Origin of the sequence: Rhizobium sophoriradicis, from assembly GCF_003939025.1 — a bacterium.
Lineage (GTDB): Bacteria > Pseudomonadota > Alphaproteobacteria > Rhizobiales > Rhizobiaceae > Rhizobium > Rhizobium sophoriradicis.
In genome coordinates, this window is sequence record NZ_RQIH01000016.1 from 20633 (window position 1) to 47360 (window position 26728).

The 26728-nt window shown below is 62.0% G+C and carries 32 protein-coding genes, 1 tRNA gene and 1 pseudogene; 8 read left to right on the forward strand and 26 right to left on the reverse strand.

The window, feature by feature from the left end:
* Positions 1-49 precede the first annotated feature (49 nt).
* Positions 50-760 (forward strand): GntR family transcriptional regulator, encoded by a 711-nt coding sequence (locus tag EFR00_RS24790; RefSeq protein ID WP_009994295.1) that lies wholly within the window; start codon positions 50-52, stop codon positions 758-760.
* 44 nt (positions 761-804) lie between these two features.
* On the opposite strand, the gene EFR00_RS24795 is transcribed toward EFR00_RS24790, so the two are convergent.
* Both EFR00_RS24795 and EFR00_RS24800 read right to left on the reverse strand, forming a co-directional pair.
* Positions 805-1218 (reverse strand): DUF4174 domain-containing protein, encoded by a 414-nt coding sequence (locus tag EFR00_RS24795; RefSeq protein ID WP_039621101.1) that lies wholly within the window; start codon positions 1216-1218, stop codon positions 805-807.
* Positions 1219-1533: 315 nt separating this feature from the next.
* Complete coding sequence (locus EFR00_RS24800) at positions 1534-1917, reverse strand: BRA0787 family protein (RefSeq protein ID WP_038690240.1); 384 nt, start codon at positions 1915-1917, stop codon at positions 1534-1536.
* Between the two features lie 350 nt (positions 1918-2267).
* On the opposite strand from EFR00_RS24800, the gene EFR00_RS24805 reads away from it, so the two are divergent.
* The 3 genes and pseudogenes from EFR00_RS24805 (at position 2268) to EFR00_RS24815 (ending at position 3291) form a co-directional block, all read left to right on the forward strand.
* The gene (locus EFR00_RS24805; protein WP_009994593.1) at positions 2268-2474 is read left to right on the forward strand and encodes a hypothetical protein; all 207 of its coding nucleotides are present in this window, start codon (positions 2268-2270) and stop codon (positions 2472-2474) included.
* 25 nt (positions 2475-2499) lie between these two features.
* Complete coding sequence (locus tag EFR00_RS24810) at positions 2500-2739, forward strand: DUF2934 domain-containing protein (protein ID WP_009994595.1); 240 nt, start codon at positions 2500-2502, stop codon at positions 2737-2739.
* Between the two features lie 254 nt (positions 2740-2993).
* Positions 2994-3291 (forward strand): annotated as a pseudogene (locus EFR00_RS24815) (GIY-YIG nuclease family protein).
* A gap of 419 nt (positions 3292-3710) precedes the next feature.
* Here EFR00_RS24815 and EFR00_RS24820 read toward each other — a convergent pair.
* Entirely contained in the window at positions 3711-3905 is a 195-nt protein-coding gene (locus EFR00_RS24820) for a hypothetical protein (RefSeq protein WP_009992445.1), read from the reverse strand.
* 122 nt (positions 3906-4027) lie between these two features.
* Here EFR00_RS24820 and EFR00_RS24825 point away from each other — a divergent pair, with 122 nt between their 5' ends.
* The 3 genes from EFR00_RS24825 (at position 4028) to EFR00_RS24835 (ending at position 5929) form a co-directional block, all read left to right on the forward strand.
* Positions 4028-4753: a LuxR family transcriptional regulator gene (locus tag EFR00_RS24825; RefSeq protein ID WP_077991959.1), complete on the forward strand. Its 726-nt coding sequence runs from the start codon at positions 4028-4030 to the stop codon at positions 4751-4753.
* 322 nt (positions 4754-5075) lie between these two features.
* Positions 5076-5741: an acyl-homoserine-lactone synthase gene (locus EFR00_RS24830; RefSeq protein ID WP_038690244.1), complete on the forward strand. Its 666-nt coding sequence runs from the start codon at positions 5076-5078 to the stop codon at positions 5739-5741.
* A complete protein-coding gene (locus EFR00_RS24835; RefSeq protein WP_009986038.1) occupies positions 5738-5929 on the forward strand; it encodes a hypothetical protein in 192 nt (63 codons plus the stop codon). The genes EFR00_RS24830 and EFR00_RS24835 overlap by 4 nt, the downstream gene beginning before the upstream one ends.
* A 95-nt stretch (positions 5930-6024) precedes the next feature.
* On the opposite strand, the gene EFR00_RS24840 is transcribed toward EFR00_RS24835, so the two are convergent.
* Positions 6025-6393, reverse strand: coding sequence for a response regulator (locus EFR00_RS24840; protein ID WP_077991910.1), 369 nt, complete (start codon positions 6391-6393; stop codon positions 6025-6027).
* Positions 6394-6613: 220 nt separating this feature from the next.
* Between EFR00_RS24840 and EFR00_RS24845 the strand changes: the two genes are divergently transcribed.
* Positions 6614-6689, forward strand: a tRNA-Ile gene (locus tag EFR00_RS24845).
* Between the two features lie 461 nt (positions 6690-7150).
* Here the strand turns inward: EFR00_RS24845 and EFR00_RS24850 are convergent.
* From EFR00_RS24850 to EFR00_RS24955, 22 genes are all read right to left on the reverse strand, one after another.
* Positions 7151-7954, reverse strand: coding sequence for a DNA adenine methylase (locus tag EFR00_RS24850; protein WP_077991908.1), 804 nt, complete (start codon positions 7952-7954; stop codon positions 7151-7153).
* Positions 7955-8099: 145 nt separating this feature from the next.
* Positions 8100-9929, reverse strand: coding sequence for a hypothetical protein (locus EFR00_RS24855; protein ID WP_077991957.1), 1830 nt, complete (start codon positions 9927-9929; stop codon positions 8100-8102).
* A gap of 72 nt (positions 9930-10001) precedes the next feature.
* Complete coding sequence (locus tag EFR00_RS24860) at positions 10002-10673, reverse strand: DUF4376 domain-containing protein (RefSeq protein ID WP_009997092.1); 672 nt, start codon at positions 10671-10673, stop codon at positions 10002-10004.
* The gene (locus EFR00_RS24865) at positions 10670-11686 is read right to left on the reverse strand and encodes a hypothetical protein (RefSeq protein ID WP_009997093.1); all 1017 of its coding nucleotides are present in this window, start codon (positions 11684-11686) and stop codon (positions 10670-10672) included. Before EFR00_RS24865 ends, EFR00_RS24860 begins: the two co-directional genes overlap by 4 nt.
* Complete coding sequence (locus tag EFR00_RS24870; protein WP_009997094.1) at positions 11686-12282, reverse strand: YmfQ family protein; 597 nt, start codon at positions 12280-12282, stop codon at positions 11686-11688. Before EFR00_RS24870 ends, EFR00_RS24865 begins: the two co-directional genes overlap by 1 nt.
* On the reverse strand, positions 12282-13421 hold the full coding sequence (locus EFR00_RS24875) for a baseplate J/gp47 family protein (protein ID WP_009997096.1): 1140 nt from the start codon (positions 13419-13421) through the stop codon (positions 12282-12284). The genes EFR00_RS24870 and EFR00_RS24875 overlap by 1 nt, the downstream gene beginning before the upstream one ends.
* Position 13422: 1 nt before the next feature.
* Positions 13423-13908, reverse strand: a complete 486-nt coding sequence (locus EFR00_RS24880) for a phage GP46 family protein (RefSeq protein ID WP_245435271.1) — start codon at positions 13906-13908, stop codon at positions 13423-13425.
* 29 nt (positions 13909-13937) lie between these two features.
* Complete coding sequence (locus tag EFR00_RS24885) at positions 13938-14450, reverse strand: phage baseplate assembly protein domain-containing protein (RefSeq protein ID WP_077991905.1); 513 nt, start codon at positions 14448-14450, stop codon at positions 13938-13940.
* Positions 14450-15649, reverse strand: coding sequence for a phage baseplate assembly protein (locus EFR00_RS24890; RefSeq protein WP_225887847.1), 1200 nt, complete (start codon positions 15647-15649; stop codon positions 14450-14452). Before EFR00_RS24890 ends, EFR00_RS24885 begins: the two co-directional genes overlap by 1 nt.
* Complete coding sequence (locus tag EFR00_RS24895; RefSeq protein ID WP_009996720.1) at positions 15649-16893, reverse strand: DNA circularization N-terminal domain-containing protein; 1245 nt, start codon at positions 16891-16893, stop codon at positions 15649-15651. The genes EFR00_RS24890 and EFR00_RS24895 overlap by 1 nt, the downstream gene beginning before the upstream one ends.
* On the reverse strand, positions 16893-19334 hold the full coding sequence (locus tag EFR00_RS24900; protein ID WP_077991903.1) for a phage tail tape measure protein: 2442 nt from the start codon (positions 19332-19334) through the stop codon (positions 16893-16895). Before EFR00_RS24900 ends, EFR00_RS24895 begins: the two co-directional genes overlap by 1 nt.
* Before the next feature lie 132 nt (positions 19335-19466).
* Complete coding sequence (locus EFR00_RS24905; protein WP_077991900.1) at positions 19467-19949, reverse strand: hypothetical protein; 483 nt, start codon at positions 19947-19949, stop codon at positions 19467-19469.
* Positions 19946-20308 (reverse strand): phage tail tube protein, encoded by a 363-nt coding sequence (locus EFR00_RS24910; RefSeq protein WP_020050922.1) that lies wholly within the window; start codon positions 20306-20308, stop codon positions 19946-19948. Before EFR00_RS24910 ends, EFR00_RS24905 begins: the two co-directional genes overlap by 4 nt.
* Positions 20309-20322: 14 nt before the next feature.
* On the reverse strand, positions 20323-21810 hold the full coding sequence (locus EFR00_RS24915; protein WP_077991891.1) for a phage tail protein: 1488 nt from the start codon (positions 21808-21810) through the stop codon (positions 20323-20325).
* A gap of 3 nt (positions 21811-21813) precedes the next feature.
* A complete protein-coding gene (locus EFR00_RS24920; protein ID WP_077991890.1) occupies positions 21814-22110 on the reverse strand; it encodes a DUF2635 domain-containing protein in 297 nt (98 codons plus the stop codon).
* Between the two features lie 3 nt (positions 22111-22113).
* Positions 22114-22695: a hypothetical protein gene (locus EFR00_RS24925; RefSeq protein WP_077991884.1), complete on the reverse strand. Its 582-nt coding sequence runs from the start codon at positions 22693-22695 to the stop codon at positions 22114-22116.
* Positions 22695-23129 carry a gp436 family protein gene (locus EFR00_RS24930; RefSeq protein WP_009995560.1) on the reverse strand — a complete coding sequence of 145 codons (435 nt, stop codon included), beginning with the start codon at positions 23127-23129 and terminating at the stop codon, positions 22695-22697. Before EFR00_RS24930 ends, EFR00_RS24925 begins: the two co-directional genes overlap by 1 nt.
* Before the next feature lie 87 nt (positions 23130-23216).
* Positions 23217-23654: a hypothetical protein gene (locus EFR00_RS24935; protein ID WP_009995561.1), complete on the reverse strand. Its 438-nt coding sequence runs from the start codon at positions 23652-23654 to the stop codon at positions 23217-23219.
* A 121-nt stretch (positions 23655-23775) separates the two neighbouring features.
* On the reverse strand, positions 23776-24669 hold the full coding sequence (locus EFR00_RS24940) for a Mu-like prophage major head subunit gpT family protein (protein WP_077991881.1): 894 nt from the start codon (positions 24667-24669) through the stop codon (positions 23776-23778).
* A 10-nt stretch (positions 24670-24679) separates the two neighbouring features.
* On the reverse strand, positions 24680-25075 hold the full coding sequence (locus tag EFR00_RS24945; protein ID WP_077991879.1) for a hypothetical protein: 396 nt from the start codon (positions 25073-25075) through the stop codon (positions 24680-24682).
* A gap of 1 nt (position 25076) precedes the next feature.
* Entirely contained in the window at positions 25077-26114 is a 1038-nt protein-coding gene (locus tag EFR00_RS24950) for a phage protease (protein ID WP_077991877.1), read from the reverse strand.
* A gap of 84 nt (positions 26115-26198) precedes the next feature.
* Positions 26199-26711, reverse strand: a complete 513-nt coding sequence (locus EFR00_RS24955; protein WP_009997114.1) for a phage virion morphogenesis protein — start codon at positions 26709-26711, stop codon at positions 26199-26201.
* Positions 26712-26728 lie beyond the last annotated feature (17 nt).

Sequence of the window (26728 nt, forward strand, 5' to 3'; positions counted from 1 at the left end):
TGCCGCGAAGCCGGATATGGTTTGCCCGTCATCAGGGAACCAGAATTTCATGAAATCCGTCGTCAAGGCTCAACAGGCCGAAGACTCCGCCGAAACCGGCGCGCAGCAGATCCGCGACGCCATTCGCGAGGCGATCGTCGAGCGCAGGCTTTCCCCCGGCACGAAGCTTTCCGAAAGCGATGTCGGCAATCTCTTCAACGTCAGCCGCACGCTTGCCCGCGCTGCGCTGCAGGCGCTCTCCTACGAAGGCCTCGTCAGCGTCGAGAAGAACCGCGGCGCCTTCGTCGCCTATCCTTCGCCGGATGAAGCGCGCCAGATCTTTGCCGCCCGCCGCCTTGTGGAGCCCGGCATATTGCGGGAGGCGGCGGCGCGCATCACGCCCGCCGACATCGCCCAGCTGAGACAGCTTCTGCTGGAGGAAGGCCGGCTGATGAGCGAGCGCGGCCAGACGGCGCGCCGCGCCGAGATCAAAGCGTCAGGCGATTTCCATTTGATGCTGGCGGAAATCTCCGGCAATGCGATCATGCTGCGCTTCATGGAGGAACTCGTCGCCCGCTCGTCGCTGGTGATTGCGCTTTATGGCCAGTCGACGGCCTCAAGCTGCGGCCATTCCGAACACGGCGACATCATCGCGGCGATCGAAAACGACGATCTCGACCGCGCCTGCCAGCTGATGCTGCATCACATCGCCCATATCGAGGCCGATCTCGACCTGCGCGAGCGCAAAAGCCTCGGCCTCAAGGAGGCCTTCGAACTCTGACGGAAGCGCCCGCGCCGCTGACATTCAACCACGTCGCGCGGCAGTTACCAGGGCGTCGTCTTCGGCAGGCTCTCCAGGGCTTCGAAAATCTCCTCAACCGTGCGCGGTTCGCTGGAGCGCAGCTTCACCGTTCCGTCGCGCCCGATCAGGATCAGTCCGAACTCGCCGGACGGCGGCCCCTGCAGCCGCTCTCTCACATCGTCGGCATCAAGCTCCCATGCATCGTCGAACAGCGAGAAGGCGCCGCCGCCGGCGATGATGAACACTTCGACGTCTTCCTCGATGAGACGCATATGGGCATTGCGCAACCACTCGTCTTGGATCACCGCGCGATCGTCCTGCGCATCGGCGAAGATGATCAGCACCCGCTTGTTGTCGCGAAACTGTTCGAGCGATTGCGGAAGTTCCGGCTCACGCCGCGGTGTGCCGATGATTTCTTGAACGATGGATTTCAGCATGATGGCATTCCTCGCCCGTCATCTTGCTACGGGCTGTGTCTGTCGCATTCCAGCGCCGGCGCACAAAGGCGCAGAGAATGCTGGAACGCGCTGAATGACTGAATAATTCCCAACCCTGTGCGAATTGGGATCACGGAAATAAACGGCTGGGAATAAGGGAGGTTCCGCCGAAACAGAAGAGGATCGCAGTCCTAAAGCGTGTCGCGATCTTTCAGATTCGCGTGCCACGCTTTAGGTCCTCGATTCCAGCATGTCCTAATCGCAAAACCGTCGCACAGTTTGCGCGGGCATGCTTGAGCTGCGATCCTTTTCCTGTCAGTCGCGGCTTTGGTCTTCGGCCGCATGCGCCGAAACGGCGACGAGATCCGCCGTGCCGTTGGCGAGAAGACGTTTGCGCACCAGCACGCGCATCACGCGTGCCGCCGTCGAGAAGGTCATCTGGTCGAGCGGACCTTCGCCTTCCCACGGCTTGGTCAGACGTTCGGTGACGGCGCCGACGATATTCATCGGCACGATGTCGGTGCATTCGCGCATGGCTTCGAAAACGAAGCTGATCGGGATGACCCGTCCTTCGTGGGTCACGATCGGTTCGGTCAATTCACTGTCCCATTCCTCGAAGGCGTAAAGTGCTTCGCGAAACAGCTGCTGGAGGGTAAACGGCGCGTGGCCGTTATGAAGTGGCGGCAGGGCATTCATCATGTCTGTCTCCTCTTGAGGGATTGAAGCCAAAGTCCTCCTGGATCGGTCGGCATCGACGCGGGGAACGCAGCTTTTTGCCCCTCGCAGACCGATTAACACGATTGATTCTATAGAGTAACACGCCACGGATAAAGCCCATTTCTCCGCCGAAACGGAAGCCATTTGCTTAAAGGCATGAAATTATTGCATGTTATAGGCGAAATTTTCTCGCCATGCAGCCTTCCTGGAATTCCATGCCAGTTGCCCCGCATCGGTGTAAACGGCCGAAAAAACGGTGAAAAATCACGGAACTTTTGCGGCTGTAATCTGTTTTGTTCTCACTTTGCAAAAAGCAGATGGGGTTACCACCAATGACGCAAATCCGTGAACCGGAGCGGCGGACCAGGGTTCTGCGCGGCCGCCCGTATAGTCTTGACGAATTCGCCGCCAAATATGGCCTGCGCAACGAGCAGGCCGAAAGCCTGTTCACCCGTTTCGGACCCTCCTCGATCGAACTCGATTTGCTGATGGCAGCCAAGCGCCGCGCGCCTGTTCAGCCTGACAGAATTGCCGAATAACGCCTTTCACCAACGGATAGGATCGATGAGCGACAGACGCCAAGAATGGATCAGCAAGCGGGCCTACGCGATCTGGGAACAACAGGGCCGCCCGGACGGCCGGGACGACGAACATTGGCGCCAGGCGGTTGCCGAGCGCGACGCGCTGGAACGCACGCAGGCATCGGTGGATGGCCGCGAGGTGCTGGTGAAATTCCGCCCGAAGCCGCCGCGGCCGGAACTGCCGAGCCAGGAATGGATCAATCCGTCGACGAAGGTCGGTTGAGCCGGCCATACGATTTAATAATCAGCCCAGCCACACGGCACCACGACCAGCGCGTGGCTGGGCGCTTCAACCCACATTTATTGCCGGAGCAGACGCCGGAGCCGACTCTCGCCCTTTGAGGCCCCTGCGGGGCACCTCAGGATGAGGTCGGCCACCCGCAGCCCGAAAACGTAGTCTCGAAGGACGGGGCGGTGGCTGGCCGACCCAGCGCTGCCCGATTGCTGCCCAATCACCCCCCATGCTAGCCTGCCGTCATGGAAGTCACCGTGTACATCCTCCGCTGCAGCGACGGCTCATACTATACCGGCCTCACCAAGCAGGAGATCGAGGCGCGTGTCTGGGAGCACAATACCGGAAGCTATGACGGCTACACTGCCAAGCGCCTCCCCGCCGAACTCGTCTTTTACCGAAACCTATGACCGCATCATCGACGCCATCGCCCGCGAGCGGCAGATCAAGGACTGGTCGCGCCGCAAGAAGGAGGCGTTGATTGCCCTGGACTACGAGGCCTTGCCGGAACTGTCGAAACGCGGACCGGTCAGGGCTGAGTGAGCGGGTGGCCCGGGGTGGCCGACCCTCGTCCTTCGAGGCCCCTGCGGGGCACCTCAGGATCAGGGCGGAGGGAGGGACGGCGCAGGAGCAATGCTTTCCAGGCTGACCCATGGAAATTTCGTCCTTTAGCCAGGAAGTGTCAGCAATGGCACAGTGCAGCCGCTTGCGGGAACGCCGACTGTTCCCGCTCGAAACGTTTCGTCAAGCATATTGGCACAAAGACAGGGGATAAGGGCGATCCCCCTCCGCGCCAGCGACATTGCCGCTCGACACCCTCTTTGCAAAATCGGAAACGGGAGGCATGAACCCTGCTCATGGGCGGAGCGCGGGTTTCATCTCGCCGGGGGGCCGGTTTCGATGTGCAACCGATGCTGTTGATATCGGGGAAAAGACTGAAATCGGCAGCCGGGGCAGACCTGTCAGAAAGCCTTGTGTTCCTGGCAAAGCGCCCGATGGACCTCGGTCCAGAACAGCGCCAGCGGGCTGTCGCCGTTGCGTTCGGCAACCAGGGCGCGGATCAACGCTTCGGACCCTGCCATGTCCTGCCAGCTGGATTTCAGGCCTTTGGCGGCCTGTTGGCATTCGGCAATCTCGAACGGTCTGTTGCTGTCCATATGAGGCCTCCTCATGAAGGCGCTAACAGTTGGTGCCCGAATTGTCATTCCCCGCATATGTGGGGATGCCTTGTATTTTAGATGGTCCTCACGGTAGGATTGAGGGAATTGGGATAATGGAAATGATCGAGAATACCTATAGCGACAAGTTCGAACCCGCCTTCGAACAGATCAAGGCTGCGCCCCATGTGGATGCCGCCATCCGTATTCTCCAGGCAGGATATGGCCTCGATTTCGTCACCTATCATCTCGCCCAGACGATCGCGAGCAAGATCGATTCCCCCTTCGTGCGCACCACCTATCCCGATGCCTGGGTCTCCCGCTACCTCCTGAACAGCTATGTGAAGGTCGATCCGATCGTCAAGCAGGGCTTCGAACGCCAGCTGCCCTTCGACTGGAGCGAAGTCGAGCCGACGCCGGAGGCTTATGCCATGCTGGTCGATGCCCAGAAGCACGGCATCGGCGGCAACGGCTATTCCATTCCCGTTGCCGACAAGGCGCAGCGGCGTGCGCTGCTGTCGATGAACGCCCGCATCCCGGCCGACGATTGGGCCGAACTTGTGCGGCGCTGCCGCAACGAATGGATCGAGATCGCCCATCTGATCCACCGCAAGGCCGTCTATGAGCTGCATGGCGAGAATGATCCGGTGCCAGCCCTGTCGCCGCGCGAGATCGAGTGCCTGCACTGGACCGCACTCGGCAAGGATTACAAGGATATCTCGGTGATTCTGGGCATTTCAGAGCACACCACCCGCGACTACCTGAAGACCGCCCGCTTCAAGCTCGGCTGCGCCACGATTTCGGCCGCCGCCTCGCGGGCGGTGCAGCTGCGCATCATCAATCCCTGATGCATGTCGCCCGGAGTGTGCAGCGGTTCCGGGATAACGACATGCATAAAAACAAAGGGTTAAAGCGCGTCGTGTGAATCAAATTTGACGCCGACGCGCTTCAGAGAATTTCCGTTTTCTTCGATCCACCCACCTGTTTTCGCAAGCTAGGTTCAAGACGTTGAAGCGTTGCCGCGCTTCAGCGCCTTGCTGTGCGGCATAATCCCCATCCTCATACTTTTGGGCTAATCCCCCCATCTGGGGGGGCCTATCTGTGGGAATTTCCGATGCGGCCCGTCTGAACCATTCTGCTCTCCACGGACTGCAAACGCTGGAGGGCAAAATGTTCGTTATCATTCAGGCACATGAGTATCAGAAATACGCTGCCGTACTCGACCAGATGTTCCGCCTGCGCAAGAAGGTCTTCGCCGACACGCTCGGCTGGGACGTTCCCGTCATCGGCCCATACGAGCGCGACAGCTATGACGCGCTCGCCCCGGCCTATCTCGTCTGGTGCAACGACAGCCGCACCCGCCTTTATGGCGGCATGCGGCTGATGCCGACGACCGGCCCGACCCTTCTCTATGACGTCTTTCGCGAGACGTTTCCCGCTGCCGCCGATCTCGTCGCCCCCGGCATCTGGGAGGGCACGCGCATGTGCATCGATGAAGAGGCGATCGCCGGGGACTTCCCGAATATCGATGCCGGCCGCGCCTTCTCGATGATGCTGCTCGCGCTGTGCGAATGCGCGCTCGACCACGGCATCCATACGATGATTTCCAACTACGAACCCTACCTCAAGCGCGTCTACAAACGCGCAGGCGCCGAAGTGGAAGAACTCGGCCGCGCAGACGGCTATGGCAAGTACCCCGTCTGCTGCGGCGCCTTCGAAGTGTCGGACCGCGTGCTGCGCAAGATGCGCGCCGCCCTCGGCCTGACGCTACCCCTTTATGTCAGACATGTTCCGGCCCGCTCGGTCGTGACGCAATTCCTGGAGATGGCAGCATGAACCGCCTCGCTGAAACCGCAATACAGAAAGATATCAGCGCCCTGGAGCGCCACGTGCTCGCATCCCGCGACATTGCCACGCAGATAGGAGATCCCTTCCTCTCTTACCTGCTCTCGATGGCGCTGTTTACGATCTACGAGAAGAAGGCCCAACACGAGAACGAGGCGCTGAAGAGCAGCTTCAGCTGAGGGTGCGGTTCCCTCCGCCCCGCCTGAAGAGGAGCATGGCTCCCGGCGTCTCACGCGCAGCCGCAAAACCTGTCCCCGTTTTGCGGCTGCGCGAATTACCTCATCAGGGAATCAATCGTCGAGATCAGCGCATCGTGCATATAGGGTTTCGGCAGGAAGGCCGTATTGGCGGGCAGCGCCATCGGATCGAGCCGCACCATGCCCGAGGTGATGATGATGCCGATATTCGGCCGCATCGCCCTCACCCGCTTGGCAAGCTGGATGCCGTCCATCGACCCGGCCATGTTGACGTCTGTGAACAGGATATCGACATCCTGCCGGCCCTTCAGCACCACCATCGCCTCATCGGCATTCGCCGCCTCCAGCGCCACGTGACCGACATCCTCCAGCACATCGAGGATGTTGAACCGGATCAGCGGCTCATCCTCCACGATGAGCACCACGGCACTGTTCGAAACCACCATCTGCAAACGACCTTTTCATGCGAAATATGATTCGAATAAGTGTATTCCGCGCGGCAAGGTTCCAGTGCTTTTGCCAGTGAATTATGCATCATCCACAGATGTTGCCCTGCCCGCTTGTGGCTCCCTGCAATTTGGGCTAGAGCGAACCGATGCTGCGGGAACCATTGCCCCGGCATCACGGTGCCGACCTTCGGCGCCAGGGCGCCCACCACCGGCGTCAGGGCCTGTAGCTCAATGGTTAGAGCCGGCGGCTCATAACCGCTTGGTTGGGGGTTCGAGTCCCTCCAGGCCCACCACTCAATTCTTATCCATCTGTTTTATTCTCCGAAATCCTCATTGTAGCCGGTGTAGCCGGACGCGGAAAACCGGAATTTTGACACCAGGTTCCGGAATTTTCGAAGTCTTTTGAGAGCCCTTCGAACTAGCTTCGAAGGGCCCTCACAGCTCCTCATTTTAGAAGACCGAGCGACTTTGCTGTGGCCCTGGTGATCGTGCACTCCGAAGCGCCGGGCTCGGACACCAAGACAACGGCATTATGGATGTAAGAAAGAGCCTCGGGATCGGATAGACCCGTATCAACGAAATAGCGTTCCAGAGCTCCCTGGTCGATCTCGTAACCACACGTTTTGGAGAAGGCTATGATCTGCGCCAGTCCGCTCGCCTGGCTCCGTCTAGCTGAATTCATCTCAGCCGAGGCTTGGCCGGCGGCGCCTATAGCAAAGATGGCCAACGCACAAAGTCCTACGCAACGCATCATCTAACCCTCAATGATCAATTCCTTCGCTTTCGTACCCTTTCCGCCGGATATCGAATAGGCCAATTCGACAGGCTGAATTAGGCAGCCGCTGAATAGGCTGCGGATCTCCGGCACATCGTTTATGGAGAGAATGAAGCGCCCCTTCAGTTGCCGCAAGCGAGCCGCCATCGCTTCGAACTGATCTCGGCCAAAAATGGATTTTCCATAGTCGCCCTCGTTCCCGAAGTAAGGCGGGTCGAGATAGAACAAAGTCCCCGGCCGATCGTAGCGATCGACGAATCCCAGCCAATCCAAGTTCTCGATTACGACGCCCGCCAGACGCTCGTGCACGTCCTCCAAAACCGGCGCCAGGCGCGTCAGATTAAAGCGCGCGCCACCTGTCGTATCTACCCCGAAGCTTTGCCCAGTGACCTTGCCGCCGAAGGCCAGCTTCTGAAGGTAGATGAACCGTGCCGCACGTTCGAGATCGGTCAGCGTGGTGGGGTCGCAAGCCTTCAGGCGTTCGAATTCCCGCCGGCTTGTGATCTGGAATTTGAGTGTGTCCATGAACTGCGGATAATGCCGCTGCAGAATGCGGAAGAGGTTGATTACATCTCCATTGCGATCGTTGATGACCTCGCTTCTTGGCACCTTTGTGCGTCTGAAGAAACCTCCGCCCATGCCCACGAAAGGTTCCGCATAGAGCTGGTGTGGAACTGCTTCGATCGCCTTCACCAAACGAGGAGCAAGAGTGCGCTTCCCACCTATCCAGGCGGCTGGCGGCTGTGTGTTGGGGACATCCCGCCAGGTATTCTGATTCACCATTTCAAATATCTTTCGACTCGGTCACAGGAGTCCCGCCCCTGCAGGGTACGGGTGTGACGGTTATCGAGAATGGCTGTCGGACGGGTCGGTCGCCAAACTAGGCCCGTCTCCGGGCGAAATGACGCCCGGCACTCGCTGTCTATTTTCAGGCCGCCAACTTGGCCTTTTCCGATTGAGGGATGCCGTTCACGATCCGGTCGATCATGATCGGGAATGGATGGACGAGAGATATCGGCGTCGTGCTCTCCTGAAGCGCTGCCGACGGCCGTACCACGGAACCCACCGGCAGGATGACCGCGCTAGATCCCTGGTAGGTTATGACATTGCCGGCGATGCTGGCGATCGTCTGGGTGCTCAGCCGGGCAATGCCTTCAGGGCCCGAATAGATGATGATCTGTTGTTCCGGCCTGAAGATGCTCGCATCAGCGACAACGATCTGGTTATAGGCCACGACGCCGTCTGTTCCAGCCTGCGCAGCCACAGTCGTACTCGGCAGCTCCAGCATGCCCGGCCATGCTCCGCCCTTTGCCGATGAGACCCATGCCGCGTAAGTGTCGATCGCCGCGTCGCAGCAGGACGACGTTTTAGCCAGAATGTCGTCACGGAGGCGCCATTTGCCTGATGCGTCCGTTGCGTCTGCCGGCCACGAGTTTTGGGTGGTATAGGTTTGAAACGTGGCGTCCAAACCAAGGTCGTTGACGCGGATAGTTCCGGTCGCCGGTGATGTGCCGCCTGCGAAATTGTAGGTGAACGTGGTTGGCCCAGTCACGGTAATTGCATAGTTCCCATTATAGGCGGCAGGCGTGGCGCCGGAGATGGTGAGGGTTTGGCCCGACCGAAGCCCGGATGTAGAGGCAATGGTTGCGGTCGCGACCGTGCCGACCGAAGTCAGCGTTACTGTCTTCTGTGTGTCGGTTCGGCCGAGCGGCGGAAAGGCGACAATCTTAATGCCTGGATATTCGGCACGAATGCGCGTCGGGAGTGAGCGGTAGTTAGTGTTGAACCAGGTGTTATAGACGCCTGACGTGTCATTCTGGCCCATCTGGTTTGCGGCCACTGTCATCGGCCATTTGCCGCCGTTGAAGGCGACGATTTCGCGGATGATGTCACGGCGACGGGTAGCGATCGTCGATCCGCTTCCCGTATACTCCAGCGCCGAATGGTTGCCCGGCATGCCAACCAGGCAATGTGGTATGCGGCCGATTCCGCCAGATTTGTCGAGCCAGCGCCGCACCCAGCCGAGATTGCCGCGCGCGTCCGCAGCGGCGCTGTATTCCTGTCGGCTCTCTCCGATGCTGTCGACGAAGCCGAGAACGACCGGCCTTCCATCCCAATCGCCCTTGGCGACCATGAAATCCGGTCCGTAATACAAAGGCTGCGCCTGAGTGGCATAGCCCGTGTCAAGCGCCGGCGTGCTCGCTGCCAGCGGGTTGTCTTTGAAGGCCAGCAACGCCGAAAGTTCGGCCGCGCCCCAGACGCGTTCACCTCTATGTTTCTGGATGCGGTAGACCGGCCAGACCTTCTCGCCCACGGCGGTATGATAGAAGGTCCACAGCTCGATCTCGCTTTCTGGGTCGACGTCGGGAACAGTCAACTCGTCCGTCCAGGCGCCGTTCGTTTGGTCGGCAATGGTGACCGCGCTCAAGCCACCAAATTTCAGCTGATAGAACACGCCCTCAACCCGCATGAGCATCAGATCGACGACGACCGAATTGCCAGGCGCGCCGATCGCGCCAGTAACGACAGTCTCCTGGGGCGAGTTTCCGCCTTCTGTCGAGGCGAAGCCCGACAGATGGAACTTGAACGTCCGCGTGACGTATTGCGGCGTGTTGACGACGATCTTGCTGCAGACGTAGTTCGCGCCGGCTGCGGCCGTGATGAGCGCACCGGATGGCATTCGGTTGCGCGTCGCGAAGAACAGGTAGCGGTCCTTATCGACGGCCTCGGGAATACCGAAAGCCGTCTTCGGCGTCATCACTCCGCGCGAAATCGGCCGGTCGGAGTAGCTGACGAGCGGCGGACGCCGATTGACGATCTGGGCCATCCCTTACTCCTCCCAGCCGATCGCCGCGACTGCCTCGGCCGAGGCCGCCACCACCACCTGGGCGCTGAGCTGCCCGAGCTTGGTCTGGCAGGTGAGGATGTGCGCTTTGCCATCGGCGCCGGCCGCCTGGATCTGCTCGGCCGTGTGAGCGCGGAACGCCCAGGCACCGGCTTCGTCGGCACACCAGAAGGGAGTCGACCAATCGACGGGCTGACCGGGCAGAAGGGAATCCGTGACCGAACCCATCATGTTGATCTGATCTGTGACCTTCGACGGATATTGATGCTCGCTGCCGAGCGCCGCCGAGGCATAGCCTGATATGATCGCTTCGGCGCAAGCCGCCGTCAGCAGCGCGATCCGCGCCGCCTTGACCGCGGCCAGATCGTCGGACGCGTTCTTCAGCCGCCAGACGCCGGCGTCGTTCACCAGCTCGGCGTCGAAGCTGCATTCCACCTCCTGGCGGTCAGCGCCGGCGACGGCATATTTGCGTCCGTCCTCGCCGACGAAGAACGCGTCCAGCGATGCAAGATCGACGATCGCTTCGCCATCCCAACCGAGCCGATCGGCCGGCAGGAAAGAAAGAGCGCCATCAAAGGCGATCGCGGTTTCTGGAGCAACAAGGTCTCCCGACAGAATGCGCGTGACCAGGTCGTTTTCAACGATAGCGTAGCTCATGCGGAAATCCCGATCAGATAGGGGCATGTGATGTAGTAGGAGGGCGACGTGCCGGTGATGAGATATTGGAAGCTGTAGCGCGTCCGGTTGTTGACGATGATCCCCTGAAGATTGTCAGCCTCGGAAGTGACGTTCGCGTCCGTGAGGTCGAGAGAGATCGCCGGCGTTCGCGCCCAATCCATAGTAATCGTGTCGTAGACCCAGCCTGCAGCGGCGTTTGCTCCGAGAACGAACGCTGTGCGCTGCGCGCTGGCGGTCAAGCGGGAGGCATTCTTCAGGAGCTTGACGGTAGGCACGTTCCCGGCATCCGTCGTCACCCGCGCTATGATCATGTCGTCATAGCCGGTGTCGAAGGCCACGTTCCCCTCGGCCAGGGTGGAAGGATTGTAGCCGGCCGAGGACAGATCCTTCAGCGACAAGGTCTGGACGCCGGTGACGACGTTATACGAGAGCCGAAGGTGATAGGTCTTGCTGGCAGCGGTCGCGAAGGTGCGGGCGGCAAGATCGAGAGCCGATAGGTCGAGTGTCTTGAACTGCCGCCAGATCCATTTGAACGGGGTAACGACGACCTGGCCTGCGGACGGCGTAACGACCGCCTTGTTATCCGCCGTGAGAATGGTCGGATAAACGTTCAGATAGGTGGCAACCGAGGCATCGAGCGGCCCGGCGGCAAGTTTCACAGCCAGGACGTCGGCCAGCGTCTTCGGGCTGATGATCTTGTTCAGCAATACGCCGGCGATTGCCTCAGGCGTCGTGGCGAAGGGATAGGCGGCCTCGACGTCGGCGAAGAGGGCGTCCAGCATGATGCCGATCGCCTGATAGAGCTGCGTCCAGTCGGCCTCACTCGGCGACAGACCGGCCTCTGCGCAAACCTTCATGATCTCTTCCTGGATCATGTTGGCCCAGAGCGCGGTGACTTCCGTTCCTTCTACGCCCGCGCCAAGATTTTCGTCACGGAAGCCACGTCGGCCACCGCCAATGTCAATCGTTCCCGCACCGTTAATGCGATCCATCAGGCCTCTCCATAGGCAAAAGTGACTTGGGTGTGAGCGGGCTTTACGCGGCGGACATCGCACTCGATCGACGACAGCTGGAAGCTGCCGAGGCTTTGACCTGTGCGACCGCTGCCCACCTTGAAATTCTTGACCGTGACAAGGCCGGGCACGTTGACGCGGAAGACGAACTGGCAGCCCTCCGCCCGCAGCGGCTGTCCGGTTCGCAGGCCGCCGGTACGCGACGGCCAGAACTCCTCGATCGTGATCGAGACGCCGAGCTTGGCGGCGAGCTGGACGAGATAGGGGATCGATTGCCCGCCCGTCGCCGTCCAGCGCTGATGCGCAAGCTTCTGCCGATCGGCGACCGAAAGCCCGCCGAGATCCCGGCCGCAGGGATCGGGACCTAATACGCGCTCGAAATCGGCGAGGAAATTGTTGGCGCTGCGGGGGTCGGTTTCGACCATCATCGCTTCGGCGCCAGCCTCGATGTCGGCGATCGGCGCGGCGGCAGCCTCAAGAAGGCCGTCCAGGACGCCGCCTCTAAAGCCGAACGCAAAGCCGGTCGGAAGCTTTGAAATCAGGCTTTGAAGGATCGTTGAAGCCAGCCGAGCCATCACGCATCCTCGAACGTGATAGGGCCGGCGACCGGATATTCCGTCCGCTCCAGAGTGAAGCGCGCGGCCGGCAGGTCGAGATCATGGGCATATTCCCCAGCGGCGGCCGAGATCGCCTCGGAGATCCGCGACGGCTCGATCACGGCGCCAATCGGGCTGGCATTCTGAGTGTCTTCCTCGTCGCCGATCGTCGCGACGAAGCGCTGCCAGGCGTCGGTCACGGCGGCGCGGGTGATGACCGTGTCGGGCCGCAAACGGACGGTGATAGCCAAGGTGCGAAGGACGCCGGGCACGACGATCACCCGCGCCGTCACCGGCCGAGTGCCGGTCTGGCTGCCAACGCCGCCCAGATGCTCCTGGATGACGTCAATCTCCGCCGAGGACGGTACGCGGGCGGTCCCGTCGTCGTTCTTCATCAACACGACAATGCCGACCGAGCCCCGGCCGATCCAATCTTCGATCACCCCGACAGCCTTGATGGACGCGACCTGGGCGACCCAAGTGGGATAGTCGAAGGCAGCGCCACCGTGCGGCGGCTGGCGGATACGCTCCAGCGTGGAGGCCTGGATCTCGGCGGGCGTCGCCTCGTCGGCGCCACCAACGAAGGCAGCCGCGCTCGTTGCCTTCGAGATCTCCGGGAATGGCGTCACGACGGTCACCTGGACACCGCTTTCCAGGTTGCCGGCCGTCCCGGCCGCGACCGCAGCGGCAGCGACGGTCACCGTTCCGCCGGCGCCGATCGCCGTGGCGGCCGTGGTCTGGTAGATGACCGCGTTCGACGCGGAAAACTGCAAGAGGGAAGGCAGCGGTGTCCCGGCCACGCCTTCAATAAGGATGCTGCCGACAGCTTTGGTCGCGCCGCGCTGCTCGACACCCCAGATGCCGGCATGACGGAAGATGAATTCTTCCTCGGCCGTGTCGGGAAAATACTGCCGGCCCCACCACGCCAAATGGTCGTGGACCTCGCGCAGCTCCAGCGAGAAGGCGCGACCGATCTGAGAGAAGACACCGTAGGCCGAGCGGACAGCCCGCGAAACGTCGGCCGGATCGGCGCCTGGCCGAATGCGCAAGAGAGCGACTTCGAGCGAGCCGGCGATCTTGGCGGCGATGGCTTTTGCAGTCGGGATCGGCCAGGGCATGTCAGGCCTCCACGCGCCGGCTGAGCATGACGCTGGCGTCTTGCACCTGGACGCGATAGCCGAGGATGTCTGGCCCAAGCCATTCAACCTCGATTTCGGCAGGCTCTCCCGTTTCCTTCTTTGCCCAGGCGAGGCTTTCCGAAAGCCAGAATTCGCAGAGCTGCCGCGTCGTCTCCGTCCGCTTGGCGCGATCGAGAAGCCAAAGGCGGCAGCCGGTCAAATTGCCGTAGGGATCGAGCGCATCCCCGGCGCATCCCCGACGCTCGGAGAAGGAAGCTGGCGCCAGAAACTGCGATCGGCCCTCGGGCAACGGATCGTCCGGAGCTGCGCGCCGATCGAGCCCGACCGACATGAGGATTGCGGGAATGGGGGTTTCGTCGATCGCAAGATCATAGTCGTCGCCTAGCACCAGGTCGCAGCGGCGCGCATCACGGTCATATCTGAGGGCGAGATCGAGAAACATGGCGCGAAAGTATCGCGCGCGCAAGCTACATCATGCCCGCCTCGGCGGGCGGGTCAGACCGGGACGCCGGAATTTCCGCCGCCTGGCACCACATCCTTATGACGATGCGTGTCGCCGATGTCCTTGCCATTGTGTTTGACATGGCCGCCGGTGATGTCGACGCCATCGGCAGAGACGACAAAGGTGACGCCGCCGACCTTGACAGAAATGGACTCTCCCGCCTGCAATTCGATCGTGCCGCCGTCCGAAATCGTCACCCTGTCGCCGTGCTGGCCATAGAGGCCGACGTCGCCTTCACTGAGCTTTCCAAGCCGCTTCGAAGGATTGGCGACTGGCAACACGACCAGGTCGCCTTCGTCGGAACCAACGGCGAGTACAACCGCCAGGGCGCCGTCCTCGGGAACATGCGATGCGAAGCCGTAGGGCTGCAGGATCTCGACGTCGTCACGCCAGACGCCATCGGCGACTTCTACCGAGGCGGTCTGCGTCTGGCCGTTATCCTTGATGTTCTTCAGCGTGGCCCGGCGGATCATGCCGCGCATCTTGCCTGCAGTTTCGTTATCCATCATAGCCCCCGCGCCGTGTTGTCGAGGTTGCCGGACGTGGTTTTGCGCCGTGTCCGGTTCGTCCGCCGCTTCCCGGTCGGTTCCGCGTCGAAGGCTTCAGGGCTCATGACCGTCAACTCGCTAACGTCGCCGGCCTCGTCGGAACGGTTGCTCACCCTGACGACCAGCATATCGCGCTCGATATCTTGAAAGGCGTCGGAGACTTCAGCAATTTCATTGACACGCCAGAGCTGGCCGTTCACGCCAAAGCCCTTGACGGTGACTGTCACCTCTTCACTCGCCCCGCGCGCCGTGCGCATCCGCCAGTCCGCCTCGTCTTGGGCGGCGGTCGCGTCGGCCTTGCTGCGCGCCAGATGCACGATCGGGCGATGACGGGTGATCTCGTCATCCGTTGCAATGCCGGTCGCAGCCGTGCCCTTGCGTTCCATCTCTGTCGCACCGCTGGACGCCTGCCGATCGCCGGGCGCCAAAGGCTCAGCTGTCTTGTCCAAGGCCGCAGATCCAGAGCGGTTCTTGCCGGCCTTTTCGCCTTGACCGCGAACAAAGGTCTTCGAGTATCGGCCGGCGTGGCTATAGCTGCCCCTGGATGCAATGACATTGCCGGGGAGCTGGATCTTGCCAGGTGCTCGGGTCTTGCCGGTTTGGGTGATGACGATGTTGCCGACACCATCAGAGAGGATCAGGGCATGGCGCGCCCGCGCACCTTTCTCGGTTGCGGAAAAAGCTGTCTCGGCAAGATCGAGGCTGTAGCGGGTGAAGGGCTCGCCGGTATCGATCTCGCTACGGACGCCGAGGCCGAAAGGTTCGGCGATACGCTTGACCGCCTCTTCAAGCTTGACGTTGCGAAACTCGGAAGGGCCGTCCGTTAAAGCCGCGCTATCGACGAGGTCGCCTGTCTTATCGCGGCCAGAGATGGAGACGGAAGCAGAGCTCTCGCTGATTTCGCGATCGACACTTTCTACATGCCCCTTCAACACGACTTGGCCGGCGATCAAAACCTCGCATTCCGGGCCGGGCTTGATGTCGGTGATGACGCCACCGGTGGCGAAATCGAATGTCTGAAGCGAGCGCTTCACATCGCGCAGCACGAAATTGAACGAGCCGGAAAAGTCCTTCAGGTCACGCGTCACCTCTGCCGAGGTCCACTGGTCGTAGACAACGCCAGCGACGCGCAAGGAAATGCCAGACTTCCTGGTCATCAGCGCAGCACCTCGACGCCACCGGCCGGAAGAGCTGAAGGATGGCGCGGTTTGTTGCGGCTGACGATTTCCCGATAGCCGGCCTCGATCAGCTGCGGAGTGTCACCGAAGACGTGCTGGGCGAGCAGCCAAGCGTCGAGCGGCCGATCGTTCCTGAAGACAACGACGGCCGGCAGCCGGCCGATCGTCTCATTGATATCGGCAATTAAAGCCGCCTGCAGGTCACGAGCTGCACGCCGCAGCGTGGTGCTTTGAACGTCGAAGGTGGAGCCAGAAAACGTCTCCAAGGTGTCGGTCAGCGTGTCGATCGCCGTCGTTGCCCTTGCCCTGAACGCCTGGGCTTCCTGCCGAGAGGAATAGTCGGCAAAGGCCGACTGGCTGGCTGTCGCGGCAACGAATTGCGAGACCGACGCCAGAAGCAGCGCGCGATCGGCATCTGCAGGTGCATCCGCGACGGCGCCGGCGAGCTGCTCGGCAAAGCTGATGCCGAGATCCATTAGTGCGAGCGGCGTTGGCTGCTCGGCCGTGGTCGCGGTCGCGGCCGGAGAGACCGCCGGCGTCGCGGCATATTCGCCGATCACCGAGGCGGCCGCCACGACCAGGTTATCCAGCGCTACGGGATCGGCCGGTGTCGTCGCCCCGATCGCGGCCTTGACGCGCGGCAGCGCTCGCGCCGATCCGGCCGGCGCCGTCAATACCGCGGCTGTCGAAGTCAGAACGCGATGCGAACGGGAAACCGCCTTGCTGCGGGTTGCCGAGAGGATCGAGGAGACGCCGGCGGCCAAGGATGACGCTGCGGCCGATACCGACGCAATCGCATCAGACAGGCCGCTGATGCCGCCAAGGATCGCCGAGACAGATGTATCAATCCGCTTGACGGTGGCGGAGAACCGCAGAACCCGCAGCTCCCGATCGGAGAAGTAGATCTGCGCCGGCTCCTCGGCGATGACCGTCATCGGGCCGAGCCATGGATGGATCAGGGTGGCGGGACCGGCCGTCTCGAATGCCGCCTGCAGCGCGACGGCCTGGGTGCGGTAATCATCGCCAACGATCAGGCCGCTGAAGGAGATGACACCAGGCGCCCGGCCAAAGTCATCATAGGCGGCAGCATCGACGCCGGGAAAGAGGTATTCGACGACGCGCCGGCCGGCATCGCTCGACGCGTCAGGCACGTGAAAGGTGATGCCGCGAAAGCTGCCGGGCAGCAGGCCGGGGAGAACCCAAGAGATACTGTCGAGCTGCATCACGGCCTCCCGATCGAGCGGCCGGTGTTTGCCTTCAACGGCACTGCGGGGTTGTCACTCGTGACGCTCGTCACCTGGGCGGCGCCTTCGACCTTGACGGTAACCGTTCCGCCGACGACAGCCTTAGTCTGGGCCGGCGCAACCGCCGCTGCAGGACGATTGCTGTTTGCCGGAGCTCGTGGAAGTGGGGCGAGCATATCATTCAGCGTAGCATCACGGCCGGCACTTGGGTCCTCTACCGATCCAGCAGCGGTTCCATTCGGAAGCTTCTCGCCCGGCGCGAAGGTGTTACCTTGGAAATACGACATGGCGGCTTTCACGGCGTTGATCGCGCCCGCCAGTGCATTCCATGCGTCCGCGATGCCGGTGGGCATGAGCTTCTGCCAGTCGATGCCGGTATTGACCTTTTCGGCCAGGTCGGCCACGCCATTGACTAGCGTGGCGATGATCTCTGCGAATTGCCGGATGACGGTGAGCTGCATCTCAGTAATCTTGCCAGCAATGTCGCCGAGCCATCTCGCCACGCCGTCGAGCCTGCCCGCATCCATGCCTATTAATCGCCCGATCGCCGACGCGAGACGAGCAAACCCTGAAGCAATGTCAACGACGGCGTTTACTGTCCCGCCAAGCTGCTTACCGATTTCGCCGAGATGCGGCGCGAAGCCGGAGCCGAAGTCTCGCAGCGCTTCCCAGCCGGCCTTGATGCCAGCAAGCGCAAGGTCGAGCGCCTTGAACGACGCAAGCTTGGCGTTGTCGATGGACAGGCCAGACAGGTCGATATCGAACTTGAGGCTCTTGCGGAAGCTGTCGAAGAACGGCTGAAGGTTGCGCAATCCCGCCTGGACGTCACGCCGGGCGCTCTCGAATCCCCGGCGCACCATCGGCGCGTAACGCGTGTAGATCTCGCGGCCGGCATCGATGATCCGGCGGCCACGCTCGCGCACACCATCGGCGAGTAAGAAGAACCCGGTCTTGGCTTGATCCCAGAGGCGGGTCAGGCGTGGGCCGAAGCTCGACCAGTTGCGGTAGATGTAGACAGCTCCGGCGGCGATCGCTGCGAGTGCCAGGCCGACAGGCGAGATCAGGGCGGCGACTGCCGACAGCCCGGCAGCGATCACCGGTAGGACCACACCGAGCGCGCCGAGGGCAGTAACGACCAGGACGCCGGCGCCGGCCCAGGCGAGGCTCTGTTTCACCATGCCGCCCGTCGAGGCGTCGAGATCTCGAAGCCACTTCAAAGCCGTCATGAGGCCGTCGTTGATCGGCGACAACCAGGTGCCGAACGCCAGGCCGACTTCACGCCAGGCCTGCGTTCCGATTTCGCCGAAGATGGTGAGCTGCGTATTCAGGCTCTGCATCTGCGTTTCGAAGTCGGCATCGCTCATGGCGCCGGTCGCCTCGGCTACCCTATCCCGGATGCGCTTGTATTCGTCGACGTTGGCAAGCATCGGGATCAGGAAGCCCATAACCTGCATGTCGGAGAACAGTCCGCCGAGTGCGCCGGCGCCGTGGATGGCCTCAAGCTGGGCGCGGACTTGCTCGAGCGCGTCGGCGCCCTCGAGTCCGCCAGCCTTGGCCTTCTTCATGAGACCGTCGATTTCCTTGCCGGAGATGCCGGTCAACGTGGAAATCTTCTGGATCACCGCTTCGAGCGGGTTGATGCCCTTGGTGGCGGCGTCCTGCATGACGCCCTGGATTTCGACGCCCATCTTTTCGAAGTTGCGAGCGGTCTCCGGCGACGTGATCTTCGACAGGAAATTGTTGAGGTTGTTCGCCGCTTCGGCCGGATCGGCGGTTCCCTTCTTGGCGATCTGCAGCATGGCGGCGAGCTGCGTCGCAGCCGTCCGCCCGGTGATGCCGAGCTTGGCCATTTGCCCGGTCAGTCCTGGAAAGGATTTCGCCATGTCCTTCAGCTCGAAGGAACCTTCCTTGCCGGCGACGATGAGGCCGGCCATGGTGGCGTCCAGCTGGTCGGCCGGAAGCTTCAGCGTCTGCAGGAGCGAAACTGCAACGCCCGCCATGTCATCGAACTCGGCGTTCGCTGCCTTCGTGGCGCGGCCGATGCTCTTCAGGGAATTGTTGACGAGCTGCTCATCAAGGCCGGCGGCGATCATTTTGCCCGCGCCCTTGGCGACCGTGTCGGACGTCTGCCCGACCGCCAGGGCGAGATCCTCGAATCGTCCCTTCAATTCATCGACCATCAGATAGGCTTGCGCGCCCGTCTTGTTCGACGTGCCGGCAATGTCGAGGAGCTGCTGCTGGAATGCAGCCGCCTCCTTCATCGGCTGCATAAAGGAGATGGCGGCGATCGCCGTGCCGACCAGGCCGATTTTCTTAGCCGTGTCGACGACGCCCTCAAGACTGCGGCGCAGGCCGCGCAATGGCGAGGAAAGAAGGTCCTTCAGTCGGACCAGGACGTCCAGCGCCATCGACCTTGCCATGTCAGTCTCCCAGGGTCTTGGCGTATTCCCGCCATTCCATTACGCAGTTCCACCAGAAGGTGAGAGTTTCGGCGTCGAACCCGTCAATGTCCGACGCCGAGAGCGACGTGCTGTCGGCTAGAGCGCCGACCATCAGCCGCCAGTTTTGGGGCCATTGCTGACGAAAAAATTGATCACCCGTCCGGCCCGAGCGATGTCGGACAGGTCCATCTTGTCGTAGAGCGCGTTCATGACCGCCTGGTTATTGCGGGTCGATCGGGCAAACGACACGGCAATCTGATGTTCGTCGCTAACCGCCGCGATCGCGCGCTGATCCGCACCATTGAGGCGGTGGAAGATCAACTCCGCGAAGACTCGCTCCTTGACGGCGCCGTCCTTCTTGGTGCGGAGGGTGACACTGTAGTGCAAGGGCAGTGTAACGGAGCCGTCCGCATTACGAACGACGTCATCGGGCAGACGATCGAGGGGGTTCGTGTCTTCGTCGATGACGTCGCCTTCCGGCTTGCTGCCGATCGTGGCCGGCCGATCCAGATCCACGACAGTCTCCGTGGACTTGCCGGCATCCTCGTCAAGGTCGATAGTCAGGCTGCTGGGCTTTGAAAGAGCGACACTCATGCCAGGATCTCCTCGGGCTCGCCGCCGAACCATTTCAGCTCCATCTTGCCGCCTTCGCCGCCGGTGACTTCAGGGGTTTCCCCCAAGAATGCGTCACCCCAAACGAAGGTCTGGCCGGTATCGCAGACGACCTGAAGCTCATCTTCGCCGGGGTCCAAGAGGTTGCCGAGGCGCTGACCAGCTTCGAGGTTGGTCACTGCCGTGATTTCGGACGCAACGAACTCCTGCGCCCGGCCGACCTTTCGGCCATAAGTGACGGCAGTGTTCTGGATGCCGCCCCTTTTGAACTTGGCGCCTTTTTCGACAGGGATATTGCGTCCGCGCCAGACGATATCCACGATGCCCAATACTTGAGCCATGGTTCAGTGTCTCCTTACACCTGGAATTCAAGAGAGCCGGCGAGCACCATCAGGTTGCCGACGATCTTGATCTGTTGGCGGCTTTCGAGCCGGTTCTTGTCGTCGGATGCCCGCTGGAAGACGCTGGCCTTGACGGTCGCCTGGACGTCCTCGATCCAGACCTTCTCGCCATAGAGCTTGCAGCGCGCGCCCCAGGATGCATGCATGCGGCGCGGCGTAACGACGGCGCTGCCGGCGTCCTCGTCATCATCGTAGCGGCTGGCGAAGGAAGCGCTGCTTTCATCGTCGACCAGCTTGGAGCGCGAATACTGCAGCGAGACGTAGGCGGCCCAGTCGTAGCGGATGCGCGACAGCGTCTTCGGCGTCATGATGTCGAGCCAGGCGCGATCGAGAATGCCGAGGTTTGACGTCTTGTAGGTCGTGATGACGCGCGAAATCACCGTCGAGCCGTCCGACAGATGGTCGAAGGTGCAGATGCCCTTGTTCAAGAGCAGGTTCTGCTCGCTGTCGGTGAACTGGTCGGCCGGCGCCGGCGCTTCGACACCCGGCACGACGAGCGAGCGCAACTGGCGGGCCGGGTCGTTGGTCAGGTGGAAAGCGCAGATGCCGCCGACAGAAGCCGAGAGAACCCACGGGCTGGTCGGGGAGCGGTTAAGGCCCATCGCCGTGAGGTTCGGCGAATTGGTCAACTGTCCGAAAGTCCCAAGCGCGCCATAAGTGCCGCGCTTGGCGACAAAGCCGTGGACATCGAGCTTCGACGTCGCGGTATAGCGAACGCGCAGCCACTCGGCGAAAGCCGCCATGTTGGTCGCATCGCCCCAGGGGACGATCACATCAGTGAACCAAGTTTTCGCCAGCACGTCGAGGACCGGTTGCAGCGCCGGGTTGCCGGCGCCGTTTGCCATATCGACGACGGCGATGGTCAGGCCGGACGGTACCGGAGCTGCGGCCGCGTCAACGCGCAAATCAATGCCGTTGCCAACCTCGCCGCCGTTGCGTGCCGTGCATGTCACGACGCCAAGAGCCGACGCCGCCGTGACCACGTTGTCGAGGTCGGCGTTGATGGCCGTCGCCAGCGCCGCCGCCATCACGGTGACGGTGTCGGCCGGGTTGACGGTGATCCGGATCGGCCGCCCGGCGACCTTGAAGCGCAGGACCGTCGCCTGCGTCACCGCACCCGCGAAGGTGAAGGTGCCCGAAGCCTTGACCGCGCCGCCGGCGTCCACCGCTGTCGTAACGAAGAGCGGCGACGTCATATTGGCCTTGCGGAAGGCGGCAATCTGTTCGGCGCCGATCGAGCCCCGACCGCAAAGCGCAACGCCTTCCTCGCCGCGTGTAACCTCGACGATCTGGCCGGGCTGAAGAGAGCCCGTGGCAAGACTATGGGCGACGAGCAACACCTTGGTCGGATACGGCAGGACGCCGACATTGGCATAGTTCGGCTTGACCTCAAGCAGGGTTGCCGGTTCAAGCCAGTCGTAGGGGATTTCATTGAAGTCCATGGCTTACTTGTCTCCTTTAGACCGGCGCGAGCGCGACGGCGTTTCGGTTTCGGTGACGTCGGTGAGCTGCTCGCCCCCGGTTTCCTCGCCCTCGGGCGGCTCGACGACGGGCGGCTGTTCGCCCTCGGGCGTTTCAGTCGCGGGAACGACGATCGGCCTCTCGGCCACGACCAGGTCGCCGCAGGAAATGCGACGGCGCACGAACAGCGTGTTCGGCGCGTCCATGCCTTCGGCCGGCCACGGCCTGCCGTCCTCCTGGTCAACGGTGCAACCCTCGGCGGGCTTATAGAATCCAAGCATGTCCTACTCCTGGGGTAGTTCGGTTTCGTCGCTGGCGACGGTCGTTTCGGGATCTTCGGCAAAGGCCCAGCTCGCGCCGATCTTCTTGAGATCGTCGAGCGTCACTAGGGCGAAGTTGGCCGGGCTGGTGACGAAGGCGACGGCAAAGTCGATCTGGGAAATCACGACGTTGTCGTCAGTCCAGCCATCGGCGATCAGGCTGTTGGCGGCGGTGACCGTAGCAACGCCGACGCCGGGAATCTCTGCCGCCTGCAGGAGCGCGACCGCGACGTCAAACATGGCATCGAGACCGATACCGCGTTTGTCACCTTTGAAGCGGGTTTCAAGACCATTCGAAGCCCTGAAAACGAGCACCAGGCGCCAGAGCATCTGACCCTTCAGAGCGCGACCGCTGGCGGCGTCGGGTTTCATGCCGGTCCAAGCCAGGCCGATGAAGGGCGCCTGTTTAACGAGCCGTTCGAACTCCTTGATCGTCAGCGTCTGCGGGATACGCTCGATCGTGAAATCTTTCGCCGGAAAGGCGAGCCGCAGCCGCTCGACGATCGCCGGCTCCATTCTGCGGATCGGTGCATAAGCGAGATCCATCAGAGGCCTCGCAAACTGTCGTCGGAGAGGATGCGCGGCCGATCGGACATGCGCGGCCCAGAATTAACCGCGGGACCGGCCGGCTCTGCCGCCGGGACATCGAGGTTGACCAACTCCTTGGCGATATTCTCCAGCCAGGAGATGACGTCCTTCCGGCCCTTCGCCATTTCCTCGCTCGGGTCTGTGTGCTCGCCCTGGGCGAGATCGTAGCGGGCAAGGATGCAGGCGGCGCGGACGATCTCCGCCGGCGGCGCGGCGATCGGCACGAAATAGCGGCCACGGATATAGCCGTCGATCAGCGCTCCAGCGTCGACGAGCGCGATGTTGACCTTGTCTTCGTCAACCGTCTCGGCCGTGCGATCCTCCGGGCGGGAAAGTCGGATGATCTGCGTCTCACCGAAGCGGGCGATCATGTCGGAAACAGTTGCATACATATGGATTGTCTCTGTGTTCGGCTGTGAAGGAGGATGCCCGGACGGCAGGACCTCGTTTCCCCGCCGCTCGGTCGGCCCGCCCTGGGATTACTTGGTGCCCGCTTCCTCGCCGGCCTTGTTCGCCTTCTTTGCGTCGGCGATCAGTTTTTCGAGCTTCGCGATCTTGTCGTTGGCGGCCGCCAGATCCTTGCCAGTCTTGTCCATGGCGTTGTCGTGCTCGGCCTTCAGCTCGGCTGTCTTGTCCTGGACTGCGGATTTGACAGCCTGGTCGAACTTCGCCTGCAGCTCGTCGGCCTTTGCCCTCACCTGGCGCGCGACCTCAGCATTAACGCGCAGCAAGAAGTCCGCGTCCGTCATGGTGTTTTCGGCCGTTTCATCGACCTCGCGCACGGTGAAGGCCGGGTCGGCGCGAAAGCGTTCAAGCTCCTTTTCGCTCCAGCGATCGGCCGGGTAGAATTCGCTCGCCGGATGCTGGACGCCATTCCGCCACATGCCGGGCGAGCTGCAGATGATCTGGATCTTCAAGAGAGGTCTCCTTCGGGTTTCGGGAAAACGGCCCGGTCCGGCCGCTTGTCAGAAACCCGTCGCCGGCGGGAGGAGGAGTGCCGGCGACGGCTTGGCGGGCGAGAGTGCCCGCCACCCGGGATCACGTGAGGTACGGGATAACCAGAACTTCGGCGGTCTTGGCCCAGACGTTGCTATCGCCGCCGTTCACCAGCTCGGCATTGAGGATCTGACGAGCCGTGCCTTCCAGCGCTGGCGGAACGACCAGCTTCGTCGGCCGGATATTGATGATTTCGCCGCTACGCTTGCGGATCGACTGCATGGCAGTGCGAGCCAGGGCATAGTTCGCAGCATTCAAGGTCGCTTTGGACTTATAGGCGAGCTGCCAGAGCCCAAGGCCGGCGTTGCAACGGCCGTCGACGCCCCAGACGAACTTGCCCTGGTAGAAGACGTTAGGATCGTCGGGGCTCTGCATCGCCGTCAGAGCGAACTTCTTGCGGTTCTGGAAGACGAACGGCTTCATCGTCTGAGTATCGTCGATGAGATACCAGGCCGGCCCGGCGCCGTCCGTGAAGTTGGATACGACGGTGGCGGCGCCATTCTCGTCATAACCCGGATGATCAGTGTCGAAGAAATACTGGCCGTCATAGCACTTCACGGTTTCGGCCTTCTTCATCAGCGGGAAGACCAGTTGATCAGGAAACTCCGCAGCGTCCTGGCCGATCTGAGAGGCCACCGGCGTGAAGATGCCGATCTGATCGTCTTCGATCTGCGAGCGCTTGATCGAAATCGTCTTTTCAAACTCGCGGTTGCGGATGATGTAGGTCTGAGCCGACAGGTCATGAACGACGCGGTCGCCGATCCATTCACGCATCCCCGGCAGATCGTCCAGGCGGGGATATTCGTTCATGGCGGTGGTCGACGGCACGGTCATGGCAACCGAGGTGTAGAACGTCTGTACAGACGCGAAGCGGCCGTTATACGCGGTCGAGAGGCCGGTATAGATGCTGCGAAGTGTATTGGAATTGATATCCAAAGCTCGCTCCTTAGAGGGTTTTCAGCCAGACGCCGTCCGCGTCGATGGCGTCGATGGTGCCGATCTGAAGCAGCGCGCCGGCCGCCAGGGTGAAAGTGTCGTCGGCGCTGGCGTAAACGGCAGCGCCGATATTGGCGACCGTGGCGCCGGCGAGCGGAATGACGCGCACGTCCTTCTCGATCTTGACATACTGGTCGCCGGTGGCGCCGGCGGAATTGTCAATCCGCTCCTCGGCAAAACCGATGAGCTTGACGGCGCTGGCATGGCCAGCGGGAACGGCTTCCTTGTTCGCCGTGATGCCGACGGCGGCGCCGCCGTAGATGATCACGCCGGCAAGAACCGGATATCCGTAGGCGCGGCCGAGGCCGGGCTTCTTCTTTGCGCGAATATCGTTCGTCGCTACCATGTCAGTTGCCCTTTCCGTGCAGCGCCTTGGCCGTGTCGGCGAAGGCCTTGGGATCGATGCCCATCATCGCCATGACCTGGTCGTCTTCGGCGGTGAGTGCGCTGTCGTCGGCGCCGGGCTGCTTGCGTCCGCCGAGGCCGCCGGCATTGAGTGACGGCAACAGCTTGATTTCGGCCTCGACCTCGGTCGGGTTTTTCATGTGCCGGGTGATCATGTGATCGCGCAGCGCCGGTACGATCTTGCCGGCCTCGATTGCGCCGTCGATCGCCGCCTCGGCCTTGTCTTTGGCGGTCGTGGTCGCGAGCGTCGTGAGCTGAGATTGCAGCGAGGTAAGCTGCGTCTTGAGATCGGCATTCTCGGCCTCGGTCGCCGTCATCTTGCCGCGCGAGTGGATGGCCGTCACCAGCGCATCCGGGGCGGCATCCCTGGCGACGCCGGCCGCCTCGGCGATGCGGGCCATCAGGGCAGCGGCGCCGACCTGGGCGGTATGAGCCGTCGTGACAGCCGCCAGAATGGCAGCCTCATCGGCAGTTTCGGGAAGGCCGAGAGCCTTCCGCAACTGTTCAAGCATTACTGTCTCCTCGGTTGAATGAAGGGATTTCAGAGCGGTCAGATTGGGATCGTTGGTCAGCGAGACGCGAAGTATCTTCGCGATCTTGAAGGGCTTCTGAGTGCCATGAAGAAGGACCGGCGACAGGAAGCCATATTCTTTGGCCGTCACCATGCGCTCGCCCTCGGGCGTCCATTCAACGCGCCCATAAAGGCCGTCGTCGCGCTTCTGCAGCTCGACGATCCAACCACGCGCGGGAGCCGAATGGCCCTGCTTGGCGGCAAGATCGGTCGAGTGGTTTTCGTCGACGGCGAGCTTGTTGCCTTCCCGGTTAAAGGCGGCGATCAGCGCATCCATGTCCGGAGCAGCCCAAGGGCCGCGACCGTCGATACCTTTGAACTCGGCGGCCGGAAGCAGATGGAGCCATTCCGGCGCCGTTGCGTCGGCCTGGTTCAAGGCGCGGATGATTGAGTTGATCGCTTTTTCCATGGCGAGAGATATGCCATGGCGCCCAATGCCGCATCATGCCCGCCAAGGCGGGCGGGCCGGATGATCAGGGGTCGAGGGGGAGAGTTAGCGCCGGAGCGAATACCGGTCAACGAAGTCGAAGACGATCTCGGCGATCGACGTCTCGTCGTCATCCGATATACCGAGGAAGGGACGCGCGGGCAAGGTCACACTGTCGACCACTACCAAGTGCCCGCCGATCCGGAAATAAAGATGGCTCGCCGTCTTCGGCTTGATCTCGGCCCCGAACTGGTGAGCGGCGGCATAGATCGTGTTCGTCCCAACGCGAACCTCATCACTCGTAGCCTGGGAATCGATGCTGTCGCGCAGCCGACCGCTTTCGGTCAGGATTCGGGAATTGCGCTTGCCCTCCGCGTATTCCGGATTGAGCGGCGCCCAGGCCTGGCCGTCCGAATCGGTCTGGGTGATGAAGCGCATATGGGTCGATCCGACCAGCTCGACGCCGATCGCGGACATCACCGGCCGCGTATTGCCCATCAGGTGCTGCAGCTGCTCGAAGGCGCGCTGCACCTGCTTGTCCATCACCTCGGCTGTGATCGAGAGGGCCGCGCCCGCCATGTTTGCCTTTCCGCCCG

Excerpts from the sequence above, each read along its gene's own strand:
- EFR00_RS24840 (WP_077991910.1), bottom strand. The coding sequence starts at position 6,393 with ATGGTGGTTTCGAACAGTGCCGTGGTGCTCATCGTGGAGGATGAGCCG.
- EFR00_RS24905 (WP_077991900.1), bottom strand. The coding sequence starts at position 19,949 with ATGAGTGTCGCTCTTTCAAAGCCCAGCAGCCTGACTATCGACCTTGAC.
- EFR00_RS24860 (WP_009997092.1), bottom strand. The coding sequence starts at position 10,673 with ATGAGCTACGCTATCGTTGAAAACGACCTGGTCACGCGCATTCTGTCG.
- EFR00_RS24915 (WP_077991891.1), bottom strand. The coding sequence starts at position 21,810 with ATGGACTTCAATGAAATCCCCTACGACTGGCTTGAACCGGCAACCCTG.
- EFR00_RS24890 (WP_225887847.1), bottom strand. The coding sequence starts at position 15,649 with ATGACCAGGAAGTCTGGCATTTCCTTGCGCGTCGCTGGCGTTGTCTAC.
- EFR00_RS24805 (WP_009994593.1), top strand. The coding sequence starts at position 2,268 with ATGACGCAAATCCGTGAACCGGAGCGGCGGACCAGGGTTCTGCGCGGC.
- EFR00_RS24955 (WP_009997114.1), bottom strand. The coding sequence starts at position 26,711 with ATGGCGGGCGCGGCCCTCTCGATCACAGCCGAGGTGATGGACAAGCAG.
- EFR00_RS24895 (WP_009996720.1), bottom strand. The coding sequence starts at position 16,893 with ATGCAGCTCGACAGTATCTCTTGGGTTCTCCCCGGCCTGCTGCCCGGC.
- EFR00_RS24825 (WP_077991959.1), top strand. The coding sequence starts at position 4,028 with ATGATCGAGAATACCTATAGCGACAAGTTCGAACCCGCCTTCGAACAG.
- EFR00_RS24930 (WP_009995560.1), bottom strand. The coding sequence starts at position 23,129 with ATGTATGCAACTGTTTCCGACATGATCGCCCGCTTCGGTGAGACGCAG.
- EFR00_RS24850 (WP_077991908.1), bottom strand. The coding sequence starts at position 7,954 with ATGGTGAATCAGAATACCTGGCGGGATGTCCCCAACACACAGCCGCCA.
- EFR00_RS24885 (WP_077991905.1), bottom strand. The coding sequence starts at position 14,450 with ATGGATAACGAAACTGCAGGCAAGATGCGCGGCATGATCCGCCGGGCC.
- EFR00_RS24865 (WP_009997093.1), bottom strand. The coding sequence starts at position 11,686 with ATGGATCGCATTAACGGTGCGGGAACGATTGACATTGGCGGTGGCCGA.
- EFR00_RS24900 (WP_077991903.1), bottom strand. The coding sequence starts at position 19,334 with ATGGCAAGGTCGATGGCGCTGGACGTCCTGGTCCGACTGAAGGACCTT.
- EFR00_RS24875 (WP_009997096.1), bottom strand. The coding sequence starts at position 13,421 with ATGCCCTGGCCGATCCCGACTGCAAAAGCCATCGCCGCCAAGATCGCC.
- EFR00_RS24950 (WP_077991877.1), bottom strand. The coding sequence starts at position 26,114 with ATGGAAAAAGCGATCAACTCAATCATCCGCGCCTTGAACCAGGCCGAC.
- EFR00_RS24790 (WP_009994295.1), top strand. The coding sequence starts at position 50 with ATGAAATCCGTCGTCAAGGCTCAACAGGCCGAAGACTCCGCCGAAACC.
- EFR00_RS24945 (WP_077991879.1), bottom strand. The coding sequence starts at position 25,075 with ATGGTAGCGACGAACGATATTCGCGCAAAGAAGAAGCCCGGCCTCGGC.
- EFR00_RS24910 (WP_020050922.1), bottom strand. The coding sequence starts at position 20,308 with ATGGCTCAAGTATTGGGCATCGTGGATATCGTCTGGCGCGGACGCAAT.
- EFR00_RS24795 (WP_039621101.1), bottom strand. The coding sequence starts at position 1,218 with ATGCTGAAATCCATCGTTCAAGAAATCATCGGCACACCGCGGCGTGAG.
- EFR00_RS24810 (WP_009994595.1), top strand. The coding sequence starts at position 2,500 with ATGAGCGACAGACGCCAAGAATGGATCAGCAAGCGGGCCTACGCGATC.
- EFR00_RS24820 (WP_009992445.1), bottom strand. The coding sequence starts at position 3,905 with ATGGACAGCAACAGACCGTTCGAGATTGCCGAATGCCAACAGGCCGCC.
- EFR00_RS24920 (WP_077991890.1), bottom strand. The coding sequence starts at position 22,110 with ATGCTTGGATTCTATAAGCCCGCCGAGGGTTGCACCGTTGACCAGGAG.
- EFR00_RS24870 (WP_009997094.1), bottom strand. The coding sequence starts at position 12,282 with ATGGCTCGGCTGGCTTCAACGATCCTTCAAAGCCTGATTTCAAAGCTT.
- EFR00_RS24925 (WP_077991884.1), bottom strand. The coding sequence starts at position 22,695 with ATGGATCTCGCTTATGCACCGATCCGCAGAATGGAGCCGGCGATCGTC.
- EFR00_RS24855 (WP_077991957.1), bottom strand. The coding sequence starts at position 9,929 with ATGACGCCGAAGACGGCTTTCGGTATTCCCGAGGCCGTCGATAAGGAC.
- EFR00_RS24830 (WP_038690244.1), top strand. The coding sequence starts at position 5,076 with ATGTTCGTTATCATTCAGGCACATGAGTATCAGAAATACGCTGCCGTA.
- EFR00_RS24835 (WP_009986038.1), top strand. The coding sequence starts at position 5,738 with ATGAACCGCCTCGCTGAAACCGCAATACAGAAAGATATCAGCGCCCTG.
- EFR00_RS24800 (WP_038690240.1), bottom strand. The coding sequence starts at position 1,917 with ATGATGAATGCCCTGCCGCCACTTCATAACGGCCACGCGCCGTTTACC.